Origin of the sequence: Arthrobacter bussei, assembly GCF_009377195.2 — a bacterium.
GTDB lineage: Bacteria > Actinomycetota > Actinomycetes > Actinomycetales > Micrococcaceae > Arthrobacter_D > Arthrobacter_D bussei.
On record NZ_VJXX01000001.1, the window covers coordinates 773,218 to 796,872 of the forward strand.

Below are 23,655 nucleotides of genomic sequence, written 5' to 3' on the forward strand. Positions count from 1 at the left end.
ATCGTGAAGCGTTCCCTCCCCCTTACAGCCCTGTGCCTGACCGCCCTGATCACCCTGTCCGCCTGCGGTTCCTCCTCCGGCGGAGACATGGAGGGGATGGACATGGGGCAGGAGAGTTCCCCCGCTGCCGCCCCTACCGCCCGGTCCGGCACCGCAGCTTCGTCGGGTGCGTCTGACGGGCCCTCGGCCGAGCACAACGGCGCGGACGTGATGTTCGCGCAGATGATGATCCCGCATCACCTGCAGGCGGTGGAGATGAGCGGGATGATCCTCGCGAAGGACGGCATCGACCCGCAGGTCACCGGGCTCGCGACCACGATCAGGAACGCCCAGGGCCCCGAGGCCGAGACGATGACCGGGTGGCTCGACGCATGGGGCGAGCCGCTGGATCCCGAGGACGGCATGGAAGGCCACGACGTGGGTGACATGGGTGGCTCGGCGACCATGAACGGCATGATGAGCGAGGACCGGATGGCCGAGCTCGCTTCTGCTGAAGGTCCTGACGCGTCGTGCCTCTTCCTCGAGTCCATGACGGCCCATCACGAGGGCGCGATCGGGATGGCGCAGAACCAGATCGACGACGGCCGGAACCCCGAGGCTCTCGAACTCACCGCAACCATCGTCAAGACCCAGCAGGCCGAGATCGACGAGATGGAGCAGCTCCTAGCCGCCCGGTAGTCCCCTGGCCGGCGCCCGCCGATACGCCGACCGGCGCCGGCCGGGGAGCATCAGGTCAGTCCGTCCCGGGCGGCAGCCGTGCTTTCGACCCTCTGTGCCTGCGGGCGCACGGGTGGCGTGCCGCTGCTACGCAACGGGTTCGAGGGACAGGCGCTCCTGTACGGTCGCGGCGAGATCCTCGGCGATGCGCTGCGCGGTGTCCGTGTCCGCGGCCTCGACCATGACGCGCACCACCGGCTCCGTGCCGGAGGGGCGCAGCAGGACCCGTCCCGTCTCCCCCAGCACCGCTTCGGCCTCGCGCACCGCGTCCTGGACGCCCTCGTCGGAGGTGGCCGCCGTTCGGTCCACGCCCTTGACGTTGATGAGCACCTGCGGGAGCTTGGTCATGACGGCGGCGAGTTCCTTGAGCGTCTTGCCCGTGCCGGCCATCCGCGCCGCGAGCTGCAGACCTGTGAGGACACCGTCGCCCGTCGTCGCGTACTCGGCGAAGATCACGTGGCCGGACTGTTCGCCGCCGAGGCTGTAGTCGCCGTCGCGCATCCCCTCGAGGACGTAGCGGTCCCCGACCCCGGTCTCCTTGAGGGTGATGCCGGCCTCGCGGAGCGCGATCTTGAGGCCGAGATTGCTCATGACCGTGGCCACGAGGGTGTCGTCGCGGAGCTTCCCGGCGTCCCGCATGGCCAGCGCCATGACGGCCATGATCTCGTCGCCGTCAACGATGCTGCCCTCGTGGTCGACGGCGAGGCACCGGTCGGCGTCGCCGTCGTGGGCGATCCCGAGGTCGGCACCGTGCTCCAGGACGGCGGCCTGCAGCTTCTCGAGGTGGGTGGAGCCGTAGCCGTCGTTGATGTTGACGCCGTCGGGATCCGCGCCGATGACCACGATCTCGGCGCCCGCGTTCCGGAACACCTCGGGCGAGCAGCCGCTCGCAGCACCGTGTGCACAGTCGAGCACCACGGTCAGTCCGTCGAGGCGGTGCGGGAGGGTCTGGAGGAGGTGTACCACGTAGCGGTCCTCGGCATCGGCGAACCGCTGGATGCGTCCCACGTCGCCGGCGACGGGGCGGCGGGTCTCGTTGGCCATCTCCGCCTCGATGGCGTCCTCGAGCGCGTCGCTGAGCTTCTTGCCGCCGCGGGCCAGGAACTTGATGCCGTTGTCCGGGGCAGGGTTGTGCGAGGCGGAGATCATGACGCCGAAGTCGGCGTCCAGGTCCGCGACGAGGAACGCGGCGGCCGGCGTCGGAAGCACTCCGGCGTCGTACACGTCGACACCGGAACTCGCGAGACCGGCTTCGACGGCGGCCGCGATGAACTCACCGCTGATGCGGGGGTCCCGGGCGATCACAGCGGTGGGCCGGCGACCGCCGTCGACCGCGTTGTGGCCGAGGACGACGGCGGCGGCCTGCGCCAGCTGCAGGGACAGTTCGGCGGTGATCAGGCCATTGGCCAGACCTCGCACGCCATCGGTGCCGAATAACTTGCTCATCGTTGATCATCCTAGGTGAGGAACTCGAGACCGCTCAGGTGGGCCTCCATCAGGTTAAAGCACGATGCCCGTCCGGAAGGCCCGGACGGGCATCGAAACGCGGTGAAAGGATCAGCGCTTGGAGTACTGGGGCGCCTTGCGGGCCTTCTTGAGACCGGCCTTCTTGCGCTCGATGACGCGGGCGTCACGAGTCAGGAAGCCTGCCTTCTTCAAGGCGGGGCGGTTGTTCTCGCGGTCGATCTCGTTCAGCGTGCGAGCGACACCGAGACGCAGTGCACCGGCCTGGCCCGAGGGGCCACCACCGTGGATGCGGGCGATGACGTCGTACGCGCCGTCGAGCTCGAGGAGCTTGAAGGGGTCGTTGACTTCCTGCTGGTGCAGCTTGTTCGGGAAGTAGTCGGCAAGCTCGCGCCCGTTGACGATCCACTTGCCGGTGCCGGGGACGAGCCGCACGCGGGCGACAGCTTCCTTGCGGCGTCCGACGGCTCCGCCGCCGACGGTCAGGGCGGGGCGCTCCTTGACGGCGGTCTCGCTGCCTTCGGTGGACTCTGAGGTGTAGCTCGTGAGCTCCTCAGTCGGTTCGTTCAGCTCTTCAGTGTTCTGAGCCACGGTTCTCCTTGAAGTGATTTCTTAGTGTTGGTGGCCAGGACTACTGGGCGACCTGGGTGATTTCGTACGTGGTGGGCTGCTGTGCAGCGTGGGGGTGCTCCGCGCCGCGGTAGACCTTCAGCTTGCCGATCTGCTGGGCGGCGAGTGAGTTCTTGGGGAGCATGCCGCGGATGGCCTTCTCGACCGCGCGCTCCGGGTTCTTGTCCAGGAGCTCGACGTAGCTGGTCGACTTCAGGCCGCCCGGGTAGCCCGAGTGGCGGTAGGCGCGCTTCTGCTCGAGCTTGGAGCCGGTGAGGGCCACCTTCTCGGCGTTGATGATGATGACGAAGTCGCCCATGTCCATGTGGGGGGCGAACGTCGCCTTGTGCTTTCCGCGCAGCAGGATGGCTGTCTGGCTGGCGAGGCGGCCGAGCACAACGTCGGTTGCATCGATTACGTGCCACTGGCGGGAGATATCGCCTGGCTTCGGGGTGTACGTACGCACGGTTATGGCCTTCGTTTCTATTTCGGTGTCGCCCACATCCACGGAGTGCTCCGTGCCCGAGGGCTCAGCTTATTCATGCGCTACCGGAACTTCAGGTGAGGGCTGAAATACGACCAGTCATCCCGTACAGCTCGGCTCCGCCCCCGGGCCAGGTGGTTCTGCAACTGAACCGCTCCGGAGGGCGCAGACGTATCGAGCAGGGATACGCACAACGACTACCAAGATTAGCGCGCCCTGCTCCCATAGGCAAAACAGCGGGTGCGCCGGCCCTCGGTGCCGGCCTGGGAAGCGGGAGGCGATGGGCCGGGCTGCCGCGCCGGGCTCCCTCGAGGCGGACGACGACGTTTGGGCAGCGCGAGCGCAGGTTCTGCTCAGGAGCAGTGCAGCTTTGCGAGCGTTCACTCAGGATCAGGGCAGATCCGGTTTCTCCCGGCGTCACGTTGCTACTTTTCTGGCAGTGCTGGCGCTGGGCCAGCCGCACCGTCCCCCTCAGGAGTCCCACCATGTTCGATCACGTCGCCGCATCCTTCGCCACCTTCGTCGCAGCAGCCCGTCACCGTCTCAGCAGCGAGCAGACGGGCGCCACGGCCGTCGAGTACGCCCTGATGGTCGGGCTCATCGCTGTCGTCCTCATCGCTGGTGTCACCCTCTTCGGCGGCCAGCTCAACACCTTCTTCAACGGACTGGGCACGAAGCTGAACATCGTCCCCGCGGCGCCTGCTGCGCCGGCCGCAGGCTAGTTCAAGCGTAGTTCGTGGGAGTGCGCCGATCCTGACGCACTCCCACCCCTCGCCCTGCGCTCAGTGCCAGGCAGCCGGTCTGCACGAACCACTTTCAATCGGAGAATCCTGCATGCTGCGACTACGAGGCGAGCGAGGAGCGTCAGCAGTCGAGTTCGCTCTGGTTGTCCCGCTGCTGCTCGTCCTGCTCCTGGGCATCGTGGAATTCGGTCGCGTGTTCAACGCACAGCTGCAACTCACGTCGGCGGCCAGGGAATCGGTGCGCGTACTCGCCATCCAGAAGCAGCGCGATCCTGCCATCTCGACGGCCAAGCTGGCCGCGCCCAACCTTAACCCCGCCCTCGCCGACAGCAACATCCTCATCCCGGCGACGCCCTGCAGCGGCACGCCCGATGCAACCGTGACCATCACCTACTCGGTCAGCCTCATCTCCGGCTTGTTCGTCAAGACGATTCCCCTGCAGGCCAAGGCGGTCATGCGATGCGGCGGCTGACAGGACGACGGCTGGCGGACCAGGAGCACGGGGCTGTTGCGGTCATGACCGCCCTGCTCATGGTCGTCCTTCTCGGCATCACCGCCATCGTCGTCGATGTCGGGATGGTCTACTTCGAACGCAATCAGCTCCAGAACGGGGCTGATGCCGCTGCCCTGGCCATCGCCCAGCAGTGTGCCGCCGGTACGTGTCCGGACCTCGCGTCCGAAGCCACGAAGTACGCCCGGGCCAACAGCAATGACGGCAGCGCCAGGGCCGAGGCGACCCGCACCGGGAACACCATCAGCGTCACCACCCGGGCGTTGGACGCCACAGGGAATCCGGCGGTCAAGCACTGGTTCGCGCCCATCATCGGCATCGATTTGACGGCCGTCGCGGCGAAGTCGAAAGCGTCCTGGGGCAGCCCGTCCCGCGCGACGGTCTTCCCCTTCACCGCGCCCGAATGCGTCTTCACGGAGGCAGCGCAGAACACCGAGCTGTGGATCACGAGCACCACCTCCTGCGGTCCGCCCACGAAGAGGCTGCCGGGTGCTTTCGGCTGGCTGGACGAGACCAGCAAGAAGAGCTGCCAGGCCACGGTCGACGTCGACCAGATCATCACGGGTGAGCCCGGCAAGAGCGGGCCCGATTGCGACGTCGACGGGAAGACGATCCTCCTGCCTGTCTACGACTCCCGGGCCGAACAGGGCAACAACGTCTACTACACCATCAGTGGTTTCGCAGCCTTCAAGGTCACCGCGCACAGCTGGCCGAGCGACCAGCTGACGGTTTCCGGTTGCAACAGGTGCACGGGGATCCGCGGCACGTTCATCACCCTCGTGTCACTGGCGGATCTCCAGTCCTACGGTGTCGAGGAGCTCGGCGGCGAGTCGTACAACGCATTCTTCGTCAGCCTGAATCTTTAGGAGCAGTACCGTGAGATCCCGTGTACTCGGAGCCGGCGCAGCAGTACTGCTGGCCGTCCTCGGAACCTGGCTGATGATGACCTACGTCAGCGGGGCGGAGGAGCGCGCTTGGGCCGGCGTCGAGACGACGGCCGTGCTCGTGGTGACCGAGGCGGTGCCTGCCGGAACCACGTCCGACGTCGCGCTCCTCTCCGTCGAGCAGCAGGAGCTTCCCGCCAAAGCCATCGCCGAGGGCGTCGTCGTGGACACGGCGTCGCTCGCCGGGCAGGTCACGACCGTCGATCTCGTCCCCGGGGAGCAGCTCCTGTCCACGCGTTTCGCTCCCCCTGAAGAGGCGGACGCAGAGGCAGAGTCACCCGTCGTCGAGCTACCGGTTGGGTACCAAGAGCTGTCGATCAGCCTTGACGCCGAACGGACGGTCGGCGGGAAATTGACTGCGGGAGACAGGGTCGGTGTGTTCATCTCGGTCGGCAACAAGACGGAGCCAGCGCCAGGCTTGACCCATCTGACCCTGCACAAGGTGCTCATCACGGACATCCAGGGCGGTTCGTCGCCCCGCACCAGTGAGGACGCCGCTCCGGAGCCGGCGGCGGAGGAGCCCGCAGCGCCGACTGACGCCCTGCCCTCCAACGCGCTCATGTTCACGCTGGCCCTCACCAGCGCAGAAGCGGAAAAGGTGGTGTGGGGACAGGAGTTCGGCACCATCTGGCTCTCCCTCGAACCGGAGGACGCCGTCGAGGACGGCACGCAGCAGATCACCAGGGAGAACGTGCATCAATGAGTCGTTACGTCGTCGTCACCACCGATCCGTCGTTCGCGGACCGCCTCGCCCTCGTCGCCACAGGGGTCCTCTCCGGCGAGGTCCATGCCTGGGCCGGCACCCAGTTCCCCCGGGATCCCCACGAGGTGATCGCCCAGCTCGCGCACCCCGCATTCCTGGACGTCCTGGTCCTCGGGCCGGGAGTGCCCCTGGACCAGGCGTACCGGCTGGCCGGCGAGTTCGAGACGCAGCGGCCCGATGTCGCCGTGCTGCTCGTGGCACCACCCACGCCCGAGGTCCTTCTCGCGGCCATCCGCGCGGGGATCCGTGACGTCGTCGAACCCGACAGCGGGCCCGCCGAGATCGGGGTCTTCCTGCACCGGGCCGTGAGGAGTACCCAGACACGCCGCACGGCACTCGATCCGCAAGCGAGGGCCACTTCGTCCCGCGGGCGGGTGATCGTCGTCGCCTCCCCCAAGGGGGGTGTCGGCAAGACGACCCTCGCGACCAACATCTCCGTCGGCCTGGCCCAGCAGGTGCCGCACGGCGTCGTTCTCGTCGATCTCGACTTCCAGTTCGGCGATGTCGCGACCGCTCTCTCCCTGGTTCCCGAGCATTCCGTGCACGACGCCGTGCACGGCCCCGCACGCCAGGACACCATGGTCCTGAAATCCTTCCTCAGCGCACACCCGACCGATCTCTACGCGCTGTGCGCTCCGCCGCAGCCCGACGCAGCGGAGTCGCTCACCGCCGACCACATCTCGCACCTGCTCACCCAACTGGCCGGCGAATACCGCTTCGTCGTCGTCGACACCTCGCCAGGCCTGTCGGACCACACACTGGCCGCCCTCGACGAGGCGACGGACGTCGTCCTCGTCAGCGGCATCGACGTGCCCAGCATCCGAGGCATGCGCAAGGAGATCGATGTGCTCAACGAACTGCAGATGATCCCCTCCACCCGCCACATGGTCCTCAACAACGTCAATCCTCGTGACGGCGTCACCGTGAAGGACGCGCGCGCTGCGCTCGGCGTCGACGTGGACTGCGTCGTCCCGTCGTCGCGGGCGGTCAGGCTGTCCACCAACCAGGGCGTGCCCCTCCTGCAGGGCCGGAGCAAGGACGCCGCCGCGCGAGCCATGCGGTCCCTCGTCCAGCGCTTCTCCAGTCCTCCCGCCGTCGTGCGCAGGCACGGCGCCAGGCATCGGGTCGGCACCTGATGAATCTCGCGCAACGTCTCGAAGCAGCCCGTGGACCCGGGACAGCACCGGTTCCGGCGCCACCGTCCCCTGCTGATCCCGTCGCGCCCGCACGATCCTCCGGTGCCGGCGAGCAAGCGCGCCGCACGCCGTCGCCCGACCAGAGGGTTGCCGGGCCGTCGCGGTTGCAGAAGACGCCGCAGCCGCAGCTCGAAGCAGTACCCGCCCAGGACGCGCTGGCCAAGCTGAAGGATCGGGCCGGCACGATCCTCTTCGAGCGCCTGGGATCGAGGCTGCTCGACACGAACCTCACCGAGGAGCAACTGCACGCCCTCGTGCAGGAGGAACTCGTCGACGTCGTCGCTGCCGAGGAAGTGCCCCTCTCCCGTGAGGAACGGCAGCGGCTCATCCGCGGCGTGAGTGACGACGTCCTCGGGTACGGGCCGCTGCAGCAACTGCTCGATGACGAGACCGTGACCGAGATCATGGTGAACGGACCGGACATGATCTACGTGGAACAGAAGGGGAAACTGCAGCGCAGCCCTGTGCGATTCGCATCGGAATCACACCTCCGCAAGGTGATCGAACGCATCGTCGCGCGGGTAGGGCGCCGCATCGACGAATCGTCACCCCTCGTGGACGCCAGGCTCGCGGACGGGTCACGGGTGAACGCCGTCGTACCCCCTCTCGCCGTCAACGGGTCCTCCCTCACCATCCGCAAGTTCGCGACCGATCCTTTCCAGGTCAGCGATCTCATCGGCTTCGGTACTCTCAGCCCCGAGATGGCCGAGCTGCTGCATGCATGCGTCGAGGCGCGGCTCAACATCATCGTCTCTGGCGGCACAGGCACCGGCAAAACGACCCTGCTCAACGTGCTGTCGTCCTTCATCCCCGCCGGCGAGCGCATCGTGACGATCGAGGACGCCGTGGAACTCCAACTGCAGCAGGAGCATGTCGTCCGCCTCGAGAGCCGCCCGAGCAACATCGAGGGCAAGGGCGAGATCACCATCCGCGACCTGGTCCGCAACTCGCTCCGCATGCGCCCCGACCGCATCGTCGTGGGCGAGGTGCGGGGTGGGGAGACCCTCGACATGCTGCAGGCGATGAATACCGGCCATGACGGATCCCTCTCGACGGTCCACTCCAACTCGCCCCGCGACGCCGTCGCTCGGCTCGAGACACTCGTCCTCATGGCGGGCATGGATCTTCCGTTGCGGGCGGTGCGCGAGCAGATCGCCTCGGCGGTGGACGTCATCGTCCAGCTGACGCGCCTCAGGGACGGCACCCGACGGGTCACGCACGTCACCGAGGTCCAGGGCATGGAGGGCGAGATCGTCACCTTGCAGGACGCTTTCGTGTTCGACTACAGCGCGGGCGTCGACGCAGACGGGCGTTTCCTGGGGAAGCCTGTCGCAACGGGGGTGCGCCCACGCTTCACCGACAGGTTCCGTGACCTGGGCATCGAGTTGTCCCCCGCGGTGTTCGGCGCCGTCCCCGTCGGGAAGGTCCGGTAGCAGCCATGACGACCCTGGCTCTCGGCATGTTCATGATGTACGGATCGATCGGGCTCGCCGGTTGGCTGATCATGCTCGGTCCCCGGCCGACCAACCTGCTCACGCGGAAGGACGCGCCCTTCCGCGTCGCAGGGACGCCCTCGGCAGGTTTCGGGCAGCTCATCACGGACCGGATCGCCGGTCTCCTGCGTCGCCGGAATCTCTCCGTCTCCCTTGCAACCTCCCTCGAGCAGGCCGGGTTGAAGGCGAAACCCGCGGAGTTCATCGTCTTTGCCGTGGTCGGAACGACTCTTGCCGGACTTGTCACCCTGATCCTGACCAATCCGTTCCTCGCGGTCGTCGTCTGCATCGCGTCCCCCCTTGCCGTCCGTGTGCTCCTCCAGGTCCTCTCCGGTCGTCGACGCAGCCGGTTCGCGGACCAGCTCGACGAGACGCTGCAGCTCCTGGCCGGCGGGCTCCGTGCAGGACACAGCCTCCTGCGGGCCATCGATGCCGCCGCCGACGAATCCGAAGCCCCTACGTCCGAGGAATTCACGCGGATCATCAACGAGACGAGGTTGGGGCGTGATCTCGGCGAGGCCCTCGAGGACGCCTCAGCACGGATGCGGTCACTCGACTTCTCCTGGGTGGCCCAGGCGATCGCCATCCACCGTGAGGTCGGCGGGAACCTGGCCGACGTCCTCGACCAGGTGGGGCACACCATCAGGGAACGCAATCAGGTGCGGGGACAGGTCAAGGCCCTGAGTGCCGAGGGCAAGATCTCGGCACTCATCCTCATGGCCCTCCCGTTCGCCCTGTCAGGGATCCTCATCGTCGTGAGCCCCGGCTACATGGATCCGATGTTCGAACATCCACTCGGGCTCCTGATGATCGTCGTGTCCATCATCATGCTGACCGTCGGCGGCGTATGGCTCAAGAAAGTCGTCAGCTTCTCCTTCTAGGAGGAGCCGGCAGGAAGGAGGAACCATGGATCCCCTCATCGTCCTCGGCGCATCGTCGATCTTCCTCGGCCTCGCACTGGGCACCTGGCTGCTGATAGCGTCTCGGACGCCCCACCGGGCAGCCATCCGGAAGCATCTCCGGAGCGGCGTCAGGGAGGAAGGCCGGCGTCCCCCGCGGTCGGCCGGCCGCTTGTCAGCCTCGGCGGAGCGGTTCACCCCGGCGCGCCTGACCGCGAATCTCGAGCGGCGGCTGGCGCTCGCCGGCCGGCCCGCTGCCTGGCCCCTGAGGCGTCTCATCGTCGCGAAGATCCTGGCCGCACTGGGTGCCGCCCTGACCGCGACGCTCCTCGTCAACGCGAGCCCCGGCCCACGCACCACGGTCCTCGCGCTCTTCGTGGTCGTCGTGGCCTATTTCGTCCCCGATCTGCTCATCTACAGCAAGGGCAATGAACGCCAGGTGCAGATCGGTCAGGAGCTCCCGGACACCCTGGACCAGATGACGATCGCCGTGGAGGCCGGGTTGGGCTTCGACAGCGCCATGGCGAGGACCGGGCAGAACGGAAAGGGCCCGCTGGCTGCGGAACTGGTCCGCACGCTCCAGGACATGCAGCTGGGCATGTCACGGCGTGAGGCCTACCTGGCTTTGTCGCACAGGACATCCGCGCCGGATCTGCGCCGTTTCGTCAACGCCATCCTGCAGGCGGACAAGTACGGGATCTCGATTACCGCGGTGCTCCGCACGCAAGCCAGCGAGATGCGCATCCGCCGCCGCCAGCGCGCCGAGGAGAAGGCGATGCAGATACCGGTGAAGGTCCTGTTCCCTCTCATGGTGTGCATCATGCCGGTGCTGTTCATCGCACTGCTCGGACCGGCAGCCATCAATGTCGTCACCACGCTCAGCGGGTGACATGCTCAAGGAACGGCGCAGTTATCGCTCAGTATCAGCGAATGCCCTGCAGATGGTCAGACAGTGGCCGTAGCCTGACGGGGTGCCAGTGAATGCCGCCCTGAAGGTCCTCCCCATCGTGGACCTCGCCGTCCTCTCCCTCCTCGAGAGCCAGCTCAACGATCCCCGGCCTGCGCGCGCCTTCGCCCGTGACTACATCGCCGGCTTCCAGGACAGGTTCCTGCGCCTCACGCGGTCCATCGGCAACCGGGACCTCGCGGCAGCGCTCGACGCCGCCCTGAGCCTGCGCAACTCGTCGGCGATGGTGGGCGCTGCGCGTCTCTCCGCCATGGCCGAGACCTTCGAGGTCGCCGTCGTCTCCGCCGATCTGGACACAGCACGCCGCACCCTGCCCGCCATCGAGCTGTGCGGCCTGGAGACCATCAGCGAACTCGAGGAACGCTACCTCTCAGCAGCCTGACGAGCCGGCGTGGCGATCAGGCGCGGGCGGGCGTCAGCCGGTAGCCGACACCTCGGACGGTCTGCAGCCACCGCGGGCTCTTCGGATCCTCCTCGAGCTTCCGCCGCAGGTTACCGACGTGCACCTCGATGGCACGCTCGTCGGAATCGCTGATGTACGTGTCCTCGCCGTAGTAGTCGCCGCGCACCACCCGCACCAGGTCGGACTTCGTCCGCACCGCGCCGTTGCTGCGGAGCATCTCGTGGAGGAGATCGAACTCGCTCCGCGTGAGGAGCAGGTCCCGGCCGTCGACGACGACGGTCCGGGCCGAGGCGTTCAGCGCCAGCCCATTGTGCTGGAGGACCGGGGACGGCGCGGCGGGAGCGGCAGCCTGGACAGCTGAGGCGGCAGGGGCGACGGCGGTGGACGGCTCCTCGGGCACCGCGCGCGGACGGCGGAGCATGGCGGCGATGCGGGCCCGGAGCTCACGGGGCCGGAAGGGCTTCGTCAGGTAGTCGTCGGCACCGGACTGCAGCGCCGTGAGCGTGTCGAGCTCATCCCCGCGCGAGGTCAGCATCACCACGTAGCAGTTGCTGAAGTTGCGGATCCGCCGCAGGACCTCGTACCCGTCGATGTCGGGCAGCCCCACGTCGACCGTCACCACCGTCGCCTCGTGCTCGCGAACCAGATTCACGCCGGCCCTCCCCTCGGGCGCCACGTGCACGTCGAAGCCGGACTGCCGCAGGACGGCCCCCACGAGGTTCCGTACGTCGGCGTCGTCCTCGATGACCACCGCCACTCCCGGATCGCTCACTCCGCGCCTCCCGTCTGACCTGCGCTGAGGCTCTGTCGACTCGTCATGAACCCCAAGGTGCCTGCCGGGACCACCCCTTTGTGCCGCGTTCTGCTGCAAAACGCCGAGTCGGCTACATAATGGGAGCAGTACGTAGGTCTCAGCGTCGGAAAGTCTCACACATGCGGTTCTCCCCCTGCCCCTGGTCCGTGCATGCCTAGGGATGCCTCAGCCGTGTGGTTGCGCGCGGCTGCATCGAAAGTGGTCGTCGACCGATCGGTCGTGCTCTGCCAGGTCCCCCTCTCGCTGATCATCCTCGTCATCGGCATCACCGGTCCCATCCTCCGGCCCGGCCTCGTATCGGACCCGACGTTCGAGCTCGGTTTCTCGGTGATCCTCGTCCTCCTGGCGGCGTCCGTCGTCGTACCGTGGCGCGAGCTGCCGCGCGGGACCCTCCTCCTGGTACCCGTCCTCGACTTCCCGGCGATCGCCCTCGTGCGGGCCGGGGCCATGGAGTCGCAGCCCGCACTCGGCGTGCTCGCGATCTTCCCCGTGCTCTGGCTCATGCGCTCCTCGCTCCCGACGTGGGCGGCCCTCGCCCTGACGGGCGCGGGGTCGCTGCTGATCACGGCCTGGCCGCTGCTCGGCGCCTTCGATCCTGCCCTCGCACACTCCTACCTGGGCGTCCTCCTGCTCCCGATCGTGATGCTCTGCATCGGCGTGGCCATCCGCATCATGAGCCTGAACGCCAGGGCCCGGGAACTCGAGATCGAGCGGAAGGACCGGGAGCTCAATGAGCTCCTGCGTGCCGCCATCGACCGCGAGCGCGTCCTCACGGCCATCCTGAACACGGTGGACGTCGGTCTCACCGCCGTGGATGCGCAGGGCGCCACCACCATGACCAATCGTCAGCAGGAGCTGTTCAACCGGCTCGCGGCAGGGCCCGACGACGACGGCGGCGGAGCGCCCAGCCTGGTCTTCGGCGCCGACCGGACCACTCCCCTGCCGGTGGACCGCAGGCCCATCTACCGCGCCCTGACGGGTGAGACCTTCGCCGACCAGCTGGTGTGGGTCGGCGACGGTGAGGCCCAGCGTGCGCTCTCGACAGCCGCGCGGCCGATCACGAATGCGGACGGTGCGCTCACCGGCGCACTGATCGCCTGCAGCGACGTCACCGAACTGGTCGAGGCCGTGACCGCCAAGGACGCCTTCATCTCGAACATCTCGCACGAGTTCCATGCGCCGCTGACCTCGGTCCTCGGCTACCTCGAGCTCGTCCTCGAGGACGAGCACCCGTTGCCGCCGCACCTCCGGGGATACGTCGACGTCGCCGGCCGGAACGCGGAACGCGTGCTGCACCTCGTCGCCGATCTCCTCTCCACCGCGGGCGACCAGGTCCGGGTGCACCCACGGCCCGTCGATCTCGCGGCGCTCATCGAGATGAGTGTGCGTTCCAACCGCCTGCGGGCGCAGAAGAACCGGGTGAAGCTGCGGTCGGACGTCCAGGAGCCCCTCTGGACCCTCATCGACCCGCTGCGGATCTCCCAGGTGCTGGACAACCTCCTGTCCAACGCCATCAAGTACTCGCCCGACGGCGGGATGGTGACGGTGCACGCGGAGGAGTCGGAGTCGGCCATCGCGCTGCACGTCGAGGACCGCGGTATGGGGATGACGGAGCAGGAGGCCCAGCAGGTGTTCTCGCGTTTCTACCGCACCCCGTCCGCCCGGCGCGCCGACATCGCGGGCGCGGGCCTGGGTCTCGCCATCACCCGGTCCATCGTCGAGAGCCATGGCGGCTCCATCCACTGCGCGAGTTCGCCGGGCAAGGGCAGCCGCTTCACGGTGACGCTCCCGGTCAACGGTGAGGTGGGTCGGGTGCAACACCCCTCGATGGAAGAATCCGCCTAGGTGCAGGGTCTCGACGCGTCGGTCCTCGGGGCGGTCCTCGCCGCAGTTCCCGCCGCAGTCCTGGCCTCACTGCTGACCCTGGTGATCGTCGACCGCGCCGGACGCGATCCCCGCACCGTGCTCCCGCCCTCGGGCAGGGTTCCGCTCGCCGCCCTCGCAGGACTCTCCGCGGCCTGCGGGAACCTGCTCCTCGAGGCGTGGTGGGACGATCTCCTGGTGACGGTGTTCGCCACATTCGCCGTGGTGCTCGGCGCGATCGACGCGCGGACCAAGCTGTTGCCGAACGCTCTCCTCCTGCCCTTCGCCCTCAGTACGCTCGCTATCCTGCTCGTGGCCGCTGTCGCGAGCGGATCGTGGTGGAGCCTGCTCGGCGCCCTCGCCGGAGGACTGGGCCTGTTCGCGGTCTACCTTCTGCTGGCGCTCGTCTCACCCGCGGGCATGGGGATGGGCGACGTGAAGCTCGCCGCGGTCCTCGGCCTCTATGGCGGGTGGGCCGGCTACACCGCGTGGATGTGCACGCTGCTCGGCGGGTTCCTGCTCGGCGGCCTCGCGGGCGTCCTCGTCCTGGTCCTGCGGCGCGGTAACCGCGGCTCCACGTTCCCGTTCGGCCCCGGCATGCTCCTCGCGGCCTTCGCCGGGCTCGTCCTCCTCGGCTAGTCCTGCTGCCGGCCGGATCCGGCCGCCAGCGTGCCCCGGAGCACGCTCACGCCGGAGTGGGTGGGATCGCCGTCGAGCGGCTCGTCCGAGACATCGACGATGGGGAACTCATCCAGGTCCACGCTGTCGGGAATCGTCAGGGAACCGTCACCGCCGTGCAGGACGCCCAGGCTGTACATACGGTCGAGTTCGGGCGCGATCAGCCAGACCTCCTCGAATCCGCCGCCCTCGCCGGCCGTGGACCGGACATCGAGCGAGCGCACGCCGCCCTCGCCGGACACGACGGTCGCCGTCCCTTCCGCCGTGGATCCGTCGAGGGGTTCGAGGACCGTCTCGGCGAGGACCTCCGGTGCGGGCGGGGACGCGAACACCTGGACGGCCCAGAGTGCGCCCCCGCCGACCAGCACGCCCACCGTCGCCGCGGCCGCCAGGTGCCGCACGCCGAAGGGCCGCCGGAACGATCGGCCCTTCATCGGCGTGACGTCCCCGGGCCCCGGGCCCGTCCCGACGGCCCGGAGCCCTCCGCGCGCCGACGCCGTCCGCGTCAGGGGATCCTCGAGGTGCGCCGGACCGAGCCCGAGCTCCGCATGTATGCCCGCCCATACCGCTGGGTCCGGCGAGTCGAGGTGGCCGTCATCGCCGGCGCGAGCCACCCGGACGACCTCGTGGAGATCGTCGACCTCCATCGCACAGGTGTCGCATCCGTCGAGGTGGGCGCGGGCGGACTCGTCGAGATCCTCCCCCAGGGCGGCCAGGCTGATGGACTCGGGATCAAGGTGCTGCATGCCAGGCCTCCAATCGGCGTCGTAGGTGGGTGAGGCTTCGGCGGATGTGGCTCTTGACCGTCCCAAGCGGCAGGCGCAGCCGCGCGGCGATCTCCTTGTGCGTGAGATCTTCGTAGAAGGCGAGCTTCAGGATCGATCTCTGGGGTTCCCCGAGCAGCTCCAGCTCGGAATCGAGGACCACCCGATCCGCCAGCCCCTCCATGACCTCGCTGCCGGGACCGGCGGACCGGTGATGGGCCACGGTGGTGGCCAGGTGGTCCAGGCGCTCGCGCCGCCGGCGGGCCGCGAGGGCATCGGCGATCACATTCCGGTTGATGCCGAGCAACCAGGCGGGAAGGCTTCCGGCCTCGGGGTCGAACCCCGACCGGAAGCGCCACGCCCGGATGAAGACCTCCTGCGTCGCGTCCGATGCGGCCTGACGGTCCCCGAGGGCGCGGAGGGCCACGCTGAACACCAGCGGCGCATGCGCGCGATAGGCCAGGGCCAGGCCTTCCTCCCCACCGGTCGCGAATTGCAGATCGAGAGTCCCGGCCGGCCCTCGACCTGAGGATGCCACGGTGCTCTCCTTCGGGCGGGGACGCTGGACGACGGCCTCCTGCGTCGACTCCGTCGCGCCCGTCCACATCTCGATGGCAGGGCGTTTCAGAGCGGCGTTGCCGTGAGGACCACATTATCCTCATAGTCCGCGCGGTCCGAGAGCCACTCCCCGCCGCAGGTCACGATGACGAGCTGGTGGTCGCCGTCGCGCCGGAAGATCTCGTCGGTGTCGAGGGCCGCCTTCGGTTCGTTGCGTACGTCCGTGACCCGGTAGCGCACGGGCTCGGCGTCCGCACGCCCCACGGTGATCTCGGTACCGATCGCGACGTCCTTGAGCCGTGCGAAGGGCATCTGCTCCGTGCCGATGTCGATGTGCGCGGCGAGAACGGCATTGCCCGACGAGGCGCCCGGTGCAGGGCCGTACCGGTACCAGCCGGCCTCGTAGAAGCTCGTAGGGATCTCCATCTCGTCGTCCTCCGCGATCCCCACGTCGATCACGTCCACCTGGATATCCGTGCCCTCGATGTCCAGGGAGACGGGAGGAGGAGCGACCTCCGCCTGCCCTGCGGTGGCGGGCCGGAGGGTGATGCCTGCTGCCGACGTACCGCCCGGGATCGCAGCGGCGGGCGCGGACGTGCCCTGCCCTGCTCCTGCGTCCAACGACCCATCGGGAGCCGGCACTGCGCCGGATCTTGGCGCGACACGAGGATCCTGCGCTGAGCCGACCGTCGACGACGGCGTGGGCTGGGGTGCCGCAGCGGTCTGTGCGCATCCGGCGGAGAGCAGGCCGAGGCTCGCGCTGAGCAGCAGGACGGCGGTGCGGTGGGGCAGTCGAGTCACGGACTTCACTTTCGGTCGAGGAAGGGGCGACCAGGCGGGGCGGGAGGATGGAGGAGCCCCCCGCCCCGTCGGCCTGCTCAGGCGGCCGCGCGCGAGCTCCGGACGCGAGCTGCCACCGCGGCGCCGGAGAGCAGCACGAGGCCTACCGCGCCCGCTCCCAGGAGCATGCCCGAGCTGTCCTGTGCCGGTCCGGCCTGCGCGCCCGGAACGGCGGCGGGATCGGAGTGGAGCCCCTCGATGACCTGCGTGGCGAGGGCGAGGTTGCCGTCCTCGAGACTGCCCCACGCGTACACGATCGTCGCGGTGCCCTCCGCGAGCGTGAGGTCGGCCGGGCCGATCACGGGCGCGGTGGTTCCCGTGGCGGCGACTGCTGCCGAGATCGTCCCGGGATCAGTCGTGAGCGTCGCCTCGTCGGGGTTGCTCAGGTTCTCGACCACGGGCGCGCCACCGGCCAGTACGTCGACAGCAGGAGCGGCGGCGGTGTGCCGCACGGTGAGGCGCGCCTTCCCGGCCTCGACCGCGGAGACGTCATTCGTGTAGAAGTTGGCGGTGGGCGTGCCCTCGGCGTCGAGGTTGGCCGTCGCGGTGTAGTTCCCGCCGGCTGCGAGGGTGACGGTGACGGGGCCGATGACAGGGGCGCCGGCGTCGTCGGCATCCGCTGCCGTCACGGCCAGTTCGTAGTCACCCGCCGGGAGCTCGAGGGGCCCGGCGAGGGTTCCGGGCGTGAAGTCGTCGAGGGTCAGGTCCCCGTTGACGTAGACGTCCACCGTGAGGTCGGGGACGGCGTGGAGGACGGACAGCTGGGCCGTGTCCGCCGTCTCCGCCGCGATGGCGGGGCTGGCGACGCCGGCGACACCCAGCGCTGCGACCGCACCGACTGCATAGAAGCTCTTGCGCATGTTCTTCTCCTCGTTCGGGCTCCGCGGAGCCTCCGATTGATCCTTACACCCGTACTACCGGCCGGGAGGCCGCTCTGGATGCAGGATGACGAAAAGAAGTGCGACGGTGCCCTGGGCCGTGTCAGTCCTCGTCCGCGTCGATGCCCTGCGCCGAGCCGTCGGAGAGGTGCCCGGAGGTCCGGCGCGCACGCGTCAGGGCGGCCCGACCGGCGAGCTCGCCCTCCCCCGGATAGGCGATCTCCTCGAGGACCAGCGGGTGCGGGGCAGCGAGGATGGACCGCGCGTCCTTGAGGCGGGCGGCGAGGCGTTGGGCCAGCCAGACCGGCGGCATCTCCCCCGCACCCACCCGCAGCGTCGAGCCGATCAGCGCGCGCACCATGTTGTGGCAGAAGGCATCGGCCTGGACGGTCGCTGTGATGGCACCGTCCTTCCCGCGCACGAACTCGTAGCGCTGCAGTTCCCTGATGGTCGTGGCCCCCTCCCGCGGCTTGCAGAACGCCGCGAAGTCCTGCATTCCGAGCAGGTGGGCGGCGCCCTCGTTGAGCAGCTCCACGTCGAGTGGTGCCGAGTACCACAGGGTGGTGTGCCGGTGGAGCGGGTCCTGGCCCGTCACCGAGTCGGCGATGCCGTAGCTGTACCGGCGCCAGAGTGCGGAGAAGCGAGCATCGAACCCGCTGGGCGCACGCGAAGCGGAACGCACGACGACGGCGGGGACGGAGTTCCGCACGGAGCGTCCCCTGCCGCTGACGCCGTCGGTCAGGACGCGGTTGATGGTCCCGGTCAGGCGGCGACGGAAGGCATCCGCCGGGTCGACGTCACGTCCCCTCCCCATGCCCGCCCATTCCTCCGCAGTGAGGTCGGCGTGGGCCACCTGCCCCCGTGCATGGACGCCTGCGTCCGTGCGCCCGCCCACCGTCAGCCGTACGGAACGCCTCAGCAGCGTGAAGAGGGCGTCCTCGAGGACGCCCTGGACGGTGACGAGCCCTGGCTGAAGGGCCCAGCCGGAGAACGGCGATCCGTCGTACGCGATGTCGAGGCGGACACGCAGAAGCCCGCCGTCCCTCTCGGGTACGGCGGGCTCCTGGGTGGTCATGGCGTGCGTCGAGTGGGAAGAATTACTTCTTCTCGTCCTCGACCGTGCCCTCGACGACGACGACCTCGTCGGCGGTGCCGGCTTCGGCGTCGACCGTGGTGTCCTCGGCAGCTACCTCTTCGGCAGATGCGGCGGACTCAGCGGACTCGGCGGATTCTGCGGAATCGACCGAGTCGACGGAATCAGCGGACTCGGGTGAGTCGACGGATCCGGCGACCGGCGCGGCAGCGGCGGGAGCCTTGGCCTGCTCGGCCTCGGCGACCACGGACTGCTTGGCCGACATGGGCTCCAGCACCAGTTCGATGACCGCCATGGGGGCGTTGTCGCCCTTGCGGTTGCCGATCTTCGTGATGCGGGTGTAGCCGCCCTCGCGGTTGGCGACGGCCGGAGCGATGTCCGTGAACAGTTCGTGGACGATGCTCTTGCTGCTGATGACGCCGAGGACGCGGCGACGCGACGCGAGGTCACCCTTCTTCGCGAACGTGATGAGACGCTCGGCGTAGGGGCGGAGGCGCTTGGCCTTCGTCACCGTGGTGGTGATGCGCTTGTGCTCGAACAGTGAGGCGGCCAGGTTGGCGAGCATCAGGCGTTCGTGCGCCGGACCGCCTCCGAGGCGTGGGCCCTTGGTGGGTGTGGGCATGGTTCTTTCTCCTCATTAGGGTGTCCGCCCGCCGATCCGGAGACCAGCGGGCGTACGGATAGCGTTGTTAGAGCTCTTCGTCGCCGTAGGCGGCGTCGTCCTCTTCGATGGCGGCAGCGCGGGCGGCGAGGTCGAACCCTGGAGGGGAATCCTTCAGGGACAGACCGAGCTCGACGAGCTTCGCCTTGACCTCGTCGATGGACTTCGCACCGAAGTTGCGGATGTCCATGAGATCGGCCTCGGAACGTGCAACGAGTTCACCCACGGAGTGGATGCCCTCACGCTTGAGGCAGTTGTACGAGCGGACCGTCAGTTCGAGGTCCTCGATGGGCAGCGCCATGTCGGCAGCCAGGGCGGCGTCCGTCGGTGACGGGCCGATCTCGATGCCTTCGGCGGCGGTGTTGAGCTCACGGGCGAGCCCGAACAGTTCCACCAGGGTGGTGCCGGCCGACGCGACGGCGTCGCGGGGAGCGATGGCGTCCTTCGTCTCGACGTCGACGATCAGCTTGTCGAAGTCGGTGCGCTGCTCCACACGGGTGGCTTCCACGCGGAAGGTGACCTTCAGGACCGGCGAGTAGATCGAGTCGACCGGGATCCGGCCGATCTCGGAGTCGCCGGACTTGTTCTGCGAGGCGGACACATAGCCGCGGCCACGCTCGATGGTCAGTTCGAGCTCGAACTTGCCCTTCGAGTTGAGCGTCGCGATGTGCAGGTCCGGGTTGTGGAACTCGACGCCGGCGGGAGGCGCGATGTCCGCCGCGGTGACGACGCCGGGACCCTGCTTGCGCAGGTAGGCGACGACCGGCTCGTCGTGCTCCGAGGAGACGGCGAGGTTCTTGATGTTCAGGATGATCTCGGTGACGTCTTCCTTGACACCGGGAACCGTGGTGAATTCGTGCAGCACGCCGTCGATCCGGATGCTCGTCACGGCTGCGCCGGGGATCGAGGACAGGAGCGTGCGGCGGAGCGAGTTGCCGAGGGTGTAACCGAAGCCGGGCTCTAGGGGCTCGATGACGAACCGCGAGCGGTTGTCGGCGACGACTTCTTCAGTCAGGGTGGGGCGCTGTGCAATGAGCACGTACATTTCCTTTCAGGAAGCATCCGCTATATGACGCTTCTCAGTGGGGCGGGACTGCTGGTCAGCCGGCTCTGGAGCGACCGGGAACGGCACCGAACCGCCCTGCCGGAACTTTCGTTCCTGCAAGGCGGCGCGGTGACGGCAGGCCGATCAGACGCGGCGACGCTTCGGCGGGCGGCAGCCGTTGTGGGCGCTGGGGGTGACGTCCTGGATGGATCCGACCTCGAGGCCCGTGGCCTGCAGCGAGCGGATCGCGGTCTCGCGACCGGATCCGGGACCCTTCACGAAGACGTCGACCTTCTTGACGCCGTGCTCCTGCGCACGCTTGGCAGCGGCCTCCGCAGCCATCTGCGCAGCGAAGGGGGTGGACTTGCGCGAGCCCTTGAAACCGACCTCACCGGCGGAGGCCCAGGAGATGACTGCTCCGCTGGGGTCCGTGATGGAGACGATCGTGTTGTTGAACGTGCTCTTGATGTGCGCCTGGCCGAGCGCGATGTTCTTCTTGTCCTTGCGACGCGGCTTACGCACCGCTCCACGAGTCTTGGGGGGCATTACTTCTCCTACGAAGGTATTGGGTAAAGCATTGAGTCGGATCGAATCCTGCTGGAGGTCCCGCAAACAGGGGCCTCCGCCGGCGAGGGTCCCCTGGCCTGACGAGCGCTAGCGAGTCATGTCAGGGAGCCGGTGGGGATCTAGCGTCCGACCTTCTTCTTGCCTGCGACCGTGCGCTTCGGGCCCTTGCGGGTACGAGCGTTGGTCTTCGTACGCTGTCCGCGTACGGGAAGGCCGCGGCGGTGCCGAATGCCTTCGTAGCTGCCGATCTCGACCTTGCGGCGGATATCGGCGGCGACCTCACGGCGTAGGTCACCCTCGACCTTGAAGTTGCCCTCGATGTAGTCGCGGAGCTGGACGAGCTCGACGTCGGAGAGGTCCTTGACGCGCGTGTTCGGGGAGATCCCCGTGTCGACGATCGTCTTCTCCGCACGGGTCTTGCCCACGCCGTAGATGTAGGTAAGCGCGATGACTACCCGCTTTTCGCGGGGGATGTCTACGCCAGCGAGACGTGCCATGGTGGCGGTGCTCCTTCAGTGGTGCCGGAGGTGTGGAGCAGAACGTGCCCGGAACCGGTGTTCCGGTCCCCGGCCTCCGAGCCGGGGGTGTCCGTCCCCTGGGGGACGCTGTTCTGCCGTTGAATGTACTTCTACGCGCGGGAAGAACCTCGGGGGGAGGTTCTCAGCCCTGGCGCTGCTTGTGGCGCGGGTTCTCGCAGATGACGAGAACGTTGCCCTTGCGGCGAACCACCTGGCACTTCTCGCAGATCCGCTTCACGCTCGGGTTGACCTTCATGGTTTTCCTTCGAGTTGATTCTTATTTGTAGCGGTAGACGATACGGCCCCGGGTGAGGTCGTACGGGCTGAGTTCCACTACGACCCGGTCCTCAGGAAGGATTCGGATGTAGTGCTGGCGCATCTTTCCCGAGATGTGGGCGAGAACAATGTGACCGTTGGCCAACTCAACGCGGAACATCGCATTGGGCAGCGCCTCGTTCACAGTGCCTTCAATCTCAATGACACCGTCTTTCTTGGCCATATCCTCCGCTAACGTCGATGCCCACCACTTGCACGGTGGACGGGTTTGGGGTTTTGATTGTCAGACCCGCGGGGAGCCTGAGCTCGTCCCGCAGGATGGTCTCCGGGGCCCGTTGGGCACGAAAAGCAGAGACAACCAACAGACGACTCTACTCCATCGTCCGCGAATGGTTAAATCGCGCCCCGGTCCTGCGCTCCGGACGACGAAGGCCCTGCAGCGGGCTGCAGGGCCTGACGGGATGAGCGGCGGAAGGATCGGGCCGTGCGGGAGCGCGGCCGTTGCCTCACACGTGCAGGGGAGCCGGAGTGACGCCGAGCGGTTCCAGCCGCGAGGCTCCCCCGTCCGGCGCGGACAGCACCCAGATGCCGCCGTCGTGCACGGCGACGCTGTGCTCCCACTGGGAGGCGCGCTTGCCGTCCGTCGTCACGACCGTCCAGTCGTCGTCGAGCACCGCGGTCTGCAGCCCGCCCTGCACGAGCATCGGCTCGATGGCGAGGCACAGGCCCGGCCGGACCTTCGGCCCGCGATTCGAGCTCCTGTAGTTGAGCACGTCCGGCGCCTGGTGCATCTGGGTGCCGATCCCGTGCCCCACGTAGTCCTCGAGGATGCCGAGTGCCGGCCCCGGGACGGACGAGACGTAGTCGTCGATCGCGGCACCGATGTCACCGACGAACCGCCCGGAGGCGAGCGCTGCGATACCCCGCCACATTGCGTCCTCGGTGATCCGGGACAACCGGACGTCCTCCGGCCGCGGCGTCCCGGCGATCACGGTGCGCGCCGAGTCGGAGTGCCAGCCCCTGACGACCGCGCCGCCGTCGATCGAGATGATGTCGCCGTCCTGCAGCGCGTATCCGCCGGGGATGCCGTGGACCACCTCGTGGTTCACCGAGGTGCAGATGCTGGCCGGGAAGCCGTGGTACCCGAGGAAGTTCGATGTCGCGCCCTCCTCCTGGAGGACAGCCTCGAACACCCCGTTGAGCTCCGCCGTGGTCACACCGACCCGCACGGCAGCCACTGCCTCGTCGAGCGCCCTGGAAAGCACCAGGCCGGCATCGCGCATCACGAGCATCTGCTCGTTGGTCTTGTACTCGACCTTCGGCTGACGGAACATGCGGTCCTAGCTCGCGACCTTGAGTGCCGCCATGACGCGCTCGGTGACTTCGTCGATCGAGCCGATACCGTTCACTTTCGTCACGATCCCCCGCTCGTCGTACCTCGACACGACGGCCTCGGTCTGATCGTGGTAGAGCCCGAGGCGATGGCGGATCACCCGCTCGTTGTCGTCCGACCGTCCGTCGAGCTTCGCCCGTCCGAGGAGCCTCTTGACCAGTTCCTCGTCATCGGCCGTGAGCTGGAGGACGACGTCGAGATCCAGCTCGTTCTCCCGCAGGATGTCGTCGAGCTCCGTCACCTGGGCGGCGGTGCGCGGGTACCCGTCGAGGAGGAAGCCCTCCTGGACGTCGTCAGCTGCCAGCCGGTCCCGCACCATGCTGTTCGTGACGCTGTCGGGGACGAAGTCCCCGGCGTCCATGAACTTCTTCGCCTCGAGCCCCAGCGGGGTCTCGCGCTTCACGTTGTCGCGGAAGATGTCCCCGGTCGAGATCGCCACGACGGCGAGACGCTCCGAGATGCGGGCCGCCTGTGTTCCCTTGCCGGAACCCGGAGGACCGATGATGAGCATTCT

At 68.1% G+C, this 23,655-nt stretch carries 29 protein-coding genes; 12 read left to right on the top strand and 17 right to left on the bottom strand.

Annotation, left to right across the window (positions count from 1 at the left end; genetic code table 11):
* Positions 1 to 3 precede the first annotated feature (3 nt).
* Positions 4 to 678: a DUF305 domain-containing protein gene (locus FNH21_RS03570; protein ID WP_338403139.1), complete on the top strand. Its 675-nt coding sequence runs from the start codon at positions 4 to 6 to the stop codon at positions 676 to 678.
* A gap of 126 nt (positions 679 to 804) precedes the next feature.
* Here FNH21_RS03570 and glmM read toward each other — a convergent pair whose 3' ends face one another.
* The 3 genes from glmM to rplM form a co-directional block, all read right to left on the bottom strand.
* A complete protein-coding gene (glmM, locus tag FNH21_RS03575; RefSeq protein ID WP_152812367.1) occupies positions 805 to 2,163 on the bottom strand; it encodes a phosphoglucosamine mutase in 1,359 nt (452 codons plus the stop codon).
* Between the two features lie 111 nt (positions 2,164 to 2,274).
* Positions 2,275 to 2,772, bottom strand: coding sequence for a 30S ribosomal protein S9 (gene rpsI / locus FNH21_RS03580; protein ID WP_055768155.1), 498 nt, complete (start codon positions 2,770 to 2,772; stop codon positions 2,275 to 2,277).
* A 40-nt stretch (positions 2,773 to 2,812) separates the two neighbouring features.
* Positions 2,813 to 3,256, bottom strand: a complete 444-nt coding sequence (gene rplM / locus FNH21_RS03585; protein WP_055768152.1) for a 50S ribosomal protein L13 — start codon at positions 3,254 to 3,256, stop codon at positions 2,813 to 2,815.
* Positions 3,257 to 3,759: 503 nt separating this feature from the next.
* On the opposite strand from rplM, the gene FNH21_RS03590 reads away from it, so the two are divergent.
* The 9 genes from FNH21_RS03590 to FNH21_RS03630 all read left to right on the top strand — a co-directional run bounded on the left by FNH21_RS03590 (position 3,760) and on the right by FNH21_RS03630 (position 11,172).
* A complete protein-coding gene (locus tag FNH21_RS03590; protein ID WP_152812369.1) occupies positions 3,760 to 3,996 on the top strand; it encodes a Flp family type IVb pilin in 237 nt (78 codons plus the stop codon).
* 112 nt (positions 3,997 to 4,108) lie between these two features.
* Complete coding sequence (locus tag FNH21_RS03595) at positions 4,109 to 4,489, top strand: TadE/TadG family type IV pilus assembly protein (protein WP_152812371.1); 381 nt, start codon at positions 4,109 to 4,111, stop codon at positions 4,487 to 4,489.
* Positions 4,477 to 5,394, top strand: coding sequence for a TadE/TadG family type IV pilus assembly protein (locus FNH21_RS03600; protein ID WP_152812373.1), 918 nt, complete (start codon positions 4,477 to 4,479; stop codon positions 5,392 to 5,394). The genes FNH21_RS03595 and FNH21_RS03600 overlap by 13 nt, the downstream gene beginning before the upstream one ends.
* Positions 5,395 to 5,404: 10 nt before the next feature.
* Entirely contained in the window at positions 5,405 to 6,175 is a 771-nt protein-coding gene (gene cpaB, locus FNH21_RS03605; RefSeq protein ID WP_152812376.1) for a Flp pilus assembly protein CpaB, read from the top strand.
* On the top strand, positions 6,172 to 7,371 hold the full coding sequence (locus tag FNH21_RS03610) for a CpaE/TadZ family protein (protein WP_152812378.1): 1,200 nt from the start codon (positions 6,172 to 6,174) through the stop codon (positions 7,369 to 7,371). The genes cpaB and FNH21_RS03610 overlap by 4 nt, the downstream gene beginning before the upstream one ends.
* The gene (locus tag FNH21_RS03615; RefSeq protein WP_152812380.1) at positions 7,371 to 8,864 is read left to right on the top strand and encodes a TadA family conjugal transfer-associated ATPase; all 1,494 of its coding nucleotides are present in this window, start codon (positions 7,371 to 7,373) and stop codon (positions 8,862 to 8,864) included. Before FNH21_RS03610 ends, FNH21_RS03615 begins: the two co-directional genes overlap by 1 nt.
* Before the next feature lie 5 nt (positions 8,865 to 8,869).
* The gene (locus tag FNH21_RS03620) at positions 8,870 to 9,805 is read left to right on the top strand and encodes a type II secretion system F family protein (protein ID WP_206687023.1); all 936 of its coding nucleotides are present in this window, start codon (positions 8,870 to 8,872) and stop codon (positions 9,803 to 9,805) included.
* Between the two features lie 25 nt (positions 9,806 to 9,830).
* A complete protein-coding gene (locus FNH21_RS03625; protein WP_152812382.1) occupies positions 9,831 to 10,712 on the top strand; it encodes a type II secretion system F family protein in 882 nt (293 codons plus the stop codon).
* Between the two features lie 82 nt (positions 10,713 to 10,794).
* Positions 10,795 to 11,172, top strand: coding sequence for an Hpt domain-containing protein (locus FNH21_RS03630; protein ID WP_152812383.1), 378 nt, complete (start codon positions 10,795 to 10,797; stop codon positions 11,170 to 11,172).
* Positions 11,173 to 11,188: 16 nt separating this feature from the next.
* Here FNH21_RS03630 and FNH21_RS03635 read toward each other — a convergent pair whose 3' ends face one another.
* Complete coding sequence (locus tag FNH21_RS03635) at positions 11,189 to 11,965, bottom strand: response regulator (RefSeq protein WP_191931582.1); 777 nt, start codon at positions 11,963 to 11,965, stop codon at positions 11,189 to 11,191.
* Between the two features lie 192 nt (positions 11,966 to 12,157).
* Here FNH21_RS03635 and FNH21_RS03640 point away from each other — a divergent pair, with 192 nt between their 5' ends.
* Together FNH21_RS03640 and FNH21_RS17010 are read left to right on the top strand one after the other, a co-directional pair.
* Positions 12,158 to 13,852 (top strand): sensor histidine kinase, encoded by a 1,695-nt coding sequence (locus tag FNH21_RS03640; RefSeq protein ID WP_152812387.1) that lies wholly within the window; start codon positions 12,158 to 12,160, stop codon positions 13,850 to 13,852.
* A complete protein-coding gene (locus FNH21_RS17010; RefSeq protein ID WP_152812388.1) occupies positions 13,853 to 14,509 on the top strand; it encodes a prepilin peptidase in 657 nt (218 codons plus the stop codon).
* Here FNH21_RS17010 and FNH21_RS03650 read toward each other — a convergent pair.
* The 13 genes from FNH21_RS03650 to FNH21_RS03710 all read right to left on the bottom strand — a co-directional run bounded on the left by FNH21_RS03650 (position 14,506) and on the right by FNH21_RS03710 (position 23,652).
* A complete protein-coding gene (locus FNH21_RS03650) occupies positions 14,506 to 15,294 on the bottom strand; it encodes an anti-sigma factor domain-containing protein (protein WP_152812390.1) in 789 nt (262 codons plus the stop codon). The genes FNH21_RS17010 and FNH21_RS03650 overlap by 4 nt on opposite strands.
* On the bottom strand, positions 15,281 to 15,850 hold the full coding sequence (locus FNH21_RS03655) for an RNA polymerase sigma factor (RefSeq protein ID WP_422108740.1): 570 nt from the start codon (positions 15,848 to 15,850) through the stop codon (positions 15,281 to 15,283). The genes FNH21_RS03650 and FNH21_RS03655 overlap by 14 nt, the downstream gene beginning before the upstream one ends.
* An 86-nt stretch (positions 15,851 to 15,936) precedes the next feature.
* Positions 15,937 to 16,671, bottom strand: a complete 735-nt coding sequence (locus tag FNH21_RS03660) for a class F sortase (protein WP_338403140.1) — start codon at positions 16,669 to 16,671, stop codon at positions 15,937 to 15,939.
* Between the two features lie 77 nt (positions 16,672 to 16,748).
* A complete protein-coding gene (locus FNH21_RS03665; protein WP_152812394.1) occupies positions 16,749 to 17,570 on the bottom strand; it encodes a DUF4397 domain-containing protein in 822 nt (273 codons plus the stop codon).
* Positions 17,571 to 17,691: 121 nt separating this feature from the next.
* Positions 17,692 to 18,663 (bottom strand): tRNA pseudouridine synthase A, encoded by a 972-nt coding sequence (locus FNH21_RS03670; RefSeq protein ID WP_152812396.1) that lies wholly within the window; start codon positions 18,661 to 18,663, stop codon positions 17,692 to 17,694.
* Positions 18,664 to 18,685: 22 nt separating this feature from the next.
* Positions 18,686 to 19,303, bottom strand: a complete 618-nt coding sequence (gene rplQ, locus FNH21_RS03675) for a 50S ribosomal protein L17 (RefSeq protein WP_152812398.1) — start codon at positions 19,301 to 19,303, stop codon at positions 18,686 to 18,688.
* A 67-nt stretch (positions 19,304 to 19,370) separates the two neighbouring features.
* Positions 19,371 to 20,381: a DNA-directed RNA polymerase subunit alpha gene (locus FNH21_RS03680; RefSeq protein WP_055769255.1), complete on the bottom strand. Its 1,011-nt coding sequence runs from the start codon at positions 20,379 to 20,381 to the stop codon at positions 19,371 to 19,373.
* A gap of 150 nt (positions 20,382 to 20,531) precedes the next feature.
* Positions 20,532 to 20,933, bottom strand: coding sequence for a 30S ribosomal protein S11 (gene rpsK / locus FNH21_RS03685; protein ID WP_019481517.1), 402 nt, complete (start codon positions 20,931 to 20,933; stop codon positions 20,532 to 20,534).
* Between the two features lie 140 nt (positions 20,934 to 21,073).
* Positions 21,074 to 21,451: a 30S ribosomal protein S13 gene (gene rpsM / locus FNH21_RS03690; RefSeq protein WP_043440660.1), complete on the bottom strand. Its 378-nt coding sequence runs from the start codon at positions 21,449 to 21,451 to the stop codon at positions 21,074 to 21,076.
* 163 nt (positions 21,452 to 21,614) lie between these two features.
* A complete protein-coding gene (gene rpmJ / locus FNH21_RS03695; protein WP_043440658.1) occupies positions 21,615 to 21,728 on the bottom strand; it encodes a 50S ribosomal protein L36 in 114 nt (37 codons plus the stop codon).
* 21 nt (positions 21,729 to 21,749) lie between these two features.
* Positions 21,750 to 21,971 (bottom strand): translation initiation factor IF-1, encoded by a 222-nt coding sequence (gene infA, locus FNH21_RS03700; protein ID WP_019481515.1) that lies wholly within the window; start codon positions 21,969 to 21,971, stop codon positions 21,750 to 21,752.
* A 283-nt stretch (positions 21,972 to 22,254) separates the two neighbouring features.
* Positions 22,255 to 23,082, bottom strand: coding sequence for a type I methionyl aminopeptidase (gene map / locus FNH21_RS03705; RefSeq protein WP_152812402.1), 828 nt, complete (start codon positions 23,080 to 23,082; stop codon positions 22,255 to 22,257).
* 6 nt (positions 23,083 to 23,088) lie between these two features.
* On the bottom strand, positions 23,089 to 23,652 hold the full coding sequence (locus FNH21_RS03710; RefSeq protein WP_152813947.1) for an adenylate kinase: 564 nt from the start codon (positions 23,650 to 23,652) through the stop codon (positions 23,089 to 23,091).
* Between the last annotated feature and the right edge of the window lie 3 nt (positions 23,653 to 23,655).

Bases quoted from the DNA above. Each gene is read 5' to 3' on its own strand.
- FNH21_RS03610 (WP_152812378.1), top strand. From the start codon at position 6,172: ATGAGTCGTTACGTCGTCGTCACCACCGATCCGTCGTTCGCGGACCGC.
- FNH21_RS03640 (WP_152812387.1), top strand. From the start codon at position 12,158: ATGCCTAGGGATGCCTCAGCCGTGTGGTTGCGCGCGGCTGCATCGAAA.
- FNH21_RS03710 (WP_152813947.1), bottom strand. From the start codon at position 23,652: ATGCTCATCATCGGTCCTCCGGGTTCCGGCAAGGGAACACAGGCGGCC.
- FNH21_RS03620 (WP_206687023.1), top strand. From the start codon at position 8,870: ATGACGACCCTGGCTCTCGGCATGTTCATGATGTACGGATCGATCGGG.
- infA (WP_019481515.1), bottom strand. From the start codon at position 21,971: ATGGCCAAGAAAGACGGTGTCATTGAGATTGAAGGCACTGTGAACGAG.
- rplQ (WP_152812398.1), bottom strand. From the start codon at position 19,303: ATGCCCACACCCACCAAGGGCCCACGCCTCGGAGGCGGTCCGGCGCAC.
- glmM (WP_152812367.1), bottom strand. From the start codon at position 2,163: ATGAGCAAGTTATTCGGCACCGATGGCGTGCGAGGTCTGGCCAATGGC.
- FNH21_RS03625 (WP_152812382.1), top strand. From the start codon at position 9,831: ATGGATCCCCTCATCGTCCTCGGCGCATCGTCGATCTTCCTCGGCCTC.
- rpsK (WP_019481517.1), bottom strand. From the start codon at position 20,933: ATGCCCCCCAAGACTCGTGGAGCGGTGCGTAAGCCGCGTCGCAAGGAC.
- rpsM (WP_043440660.1), bottom strand. From the start codon at position 21,451: ATGGCACGTCTCGCTGGCGTAGACATCCCCCGCGAAAAGCGGGTAGTC.
- rpmJ (WP_043440658.1), bottom strand. From the start codon at position 21,728: ATGAAGGTCAACCCGAGCGTGAAGCGGATCTGCGAGAAGTGCCAGGTG.
- FNH21_RS03665 (WP_152812394.1), bottom strand. From the start codon at position 17,570: ATGCGCAAGAGCTTCTATGCAGTCGGTGCGGTCGCAGCGCTGGGTGTC.
- FNH21_RS03590 (WP_152812369.1), top strand. From the start codon at position 3,760: ATGTTCGATCACGTCGCCGCATCCTTCGCCACCTTCGTCGCAGCAGCC.
- FNH21_RS03670 (WP_152812396.1), bottom strand. From the start codon at position 18,663: ATGACCACCCAGGAGCCCGCCGTACCCGAGAGGGACGGCGGGCTTCTG.
- map (WP_152812402.1), bottom strand. From the start codon at position 23,082: ATGTTCCGTCAGCCGAAGGTCGAGTACAAGACCAACGAGCAGATGCTC.
- FNH21_RS03650 (WP_152812390.1), bottom strand. From the start codon at position 15,294: ATGCAGCACCTTGATCCCGAGTCCATCAGCCTGGCCGCCCTGGGGGAG.
- FNH21_RS03600 (WP_152812373.1), top strand. From the start codon at position 4,477: ATGCGGCGGCTGACAGGACGACGGCTGGCGGACCAGGAGCACGGGGCT.
- FNH21_RS03595 (WP_152812371.1), top strand. From the start codon at position 4,109: ATGCTGCGACTACGAGGCGAGCGAGGAGCGTCAGCAGTCGAGTTCGCT.
- FNH21_RS03615 (WP_152812380.1), top strand. From the start codon at position 7,371: ATGAATCTCGCGCAACGTCTCGAAGCAGCCCGTGGACCCGGGACAGCA.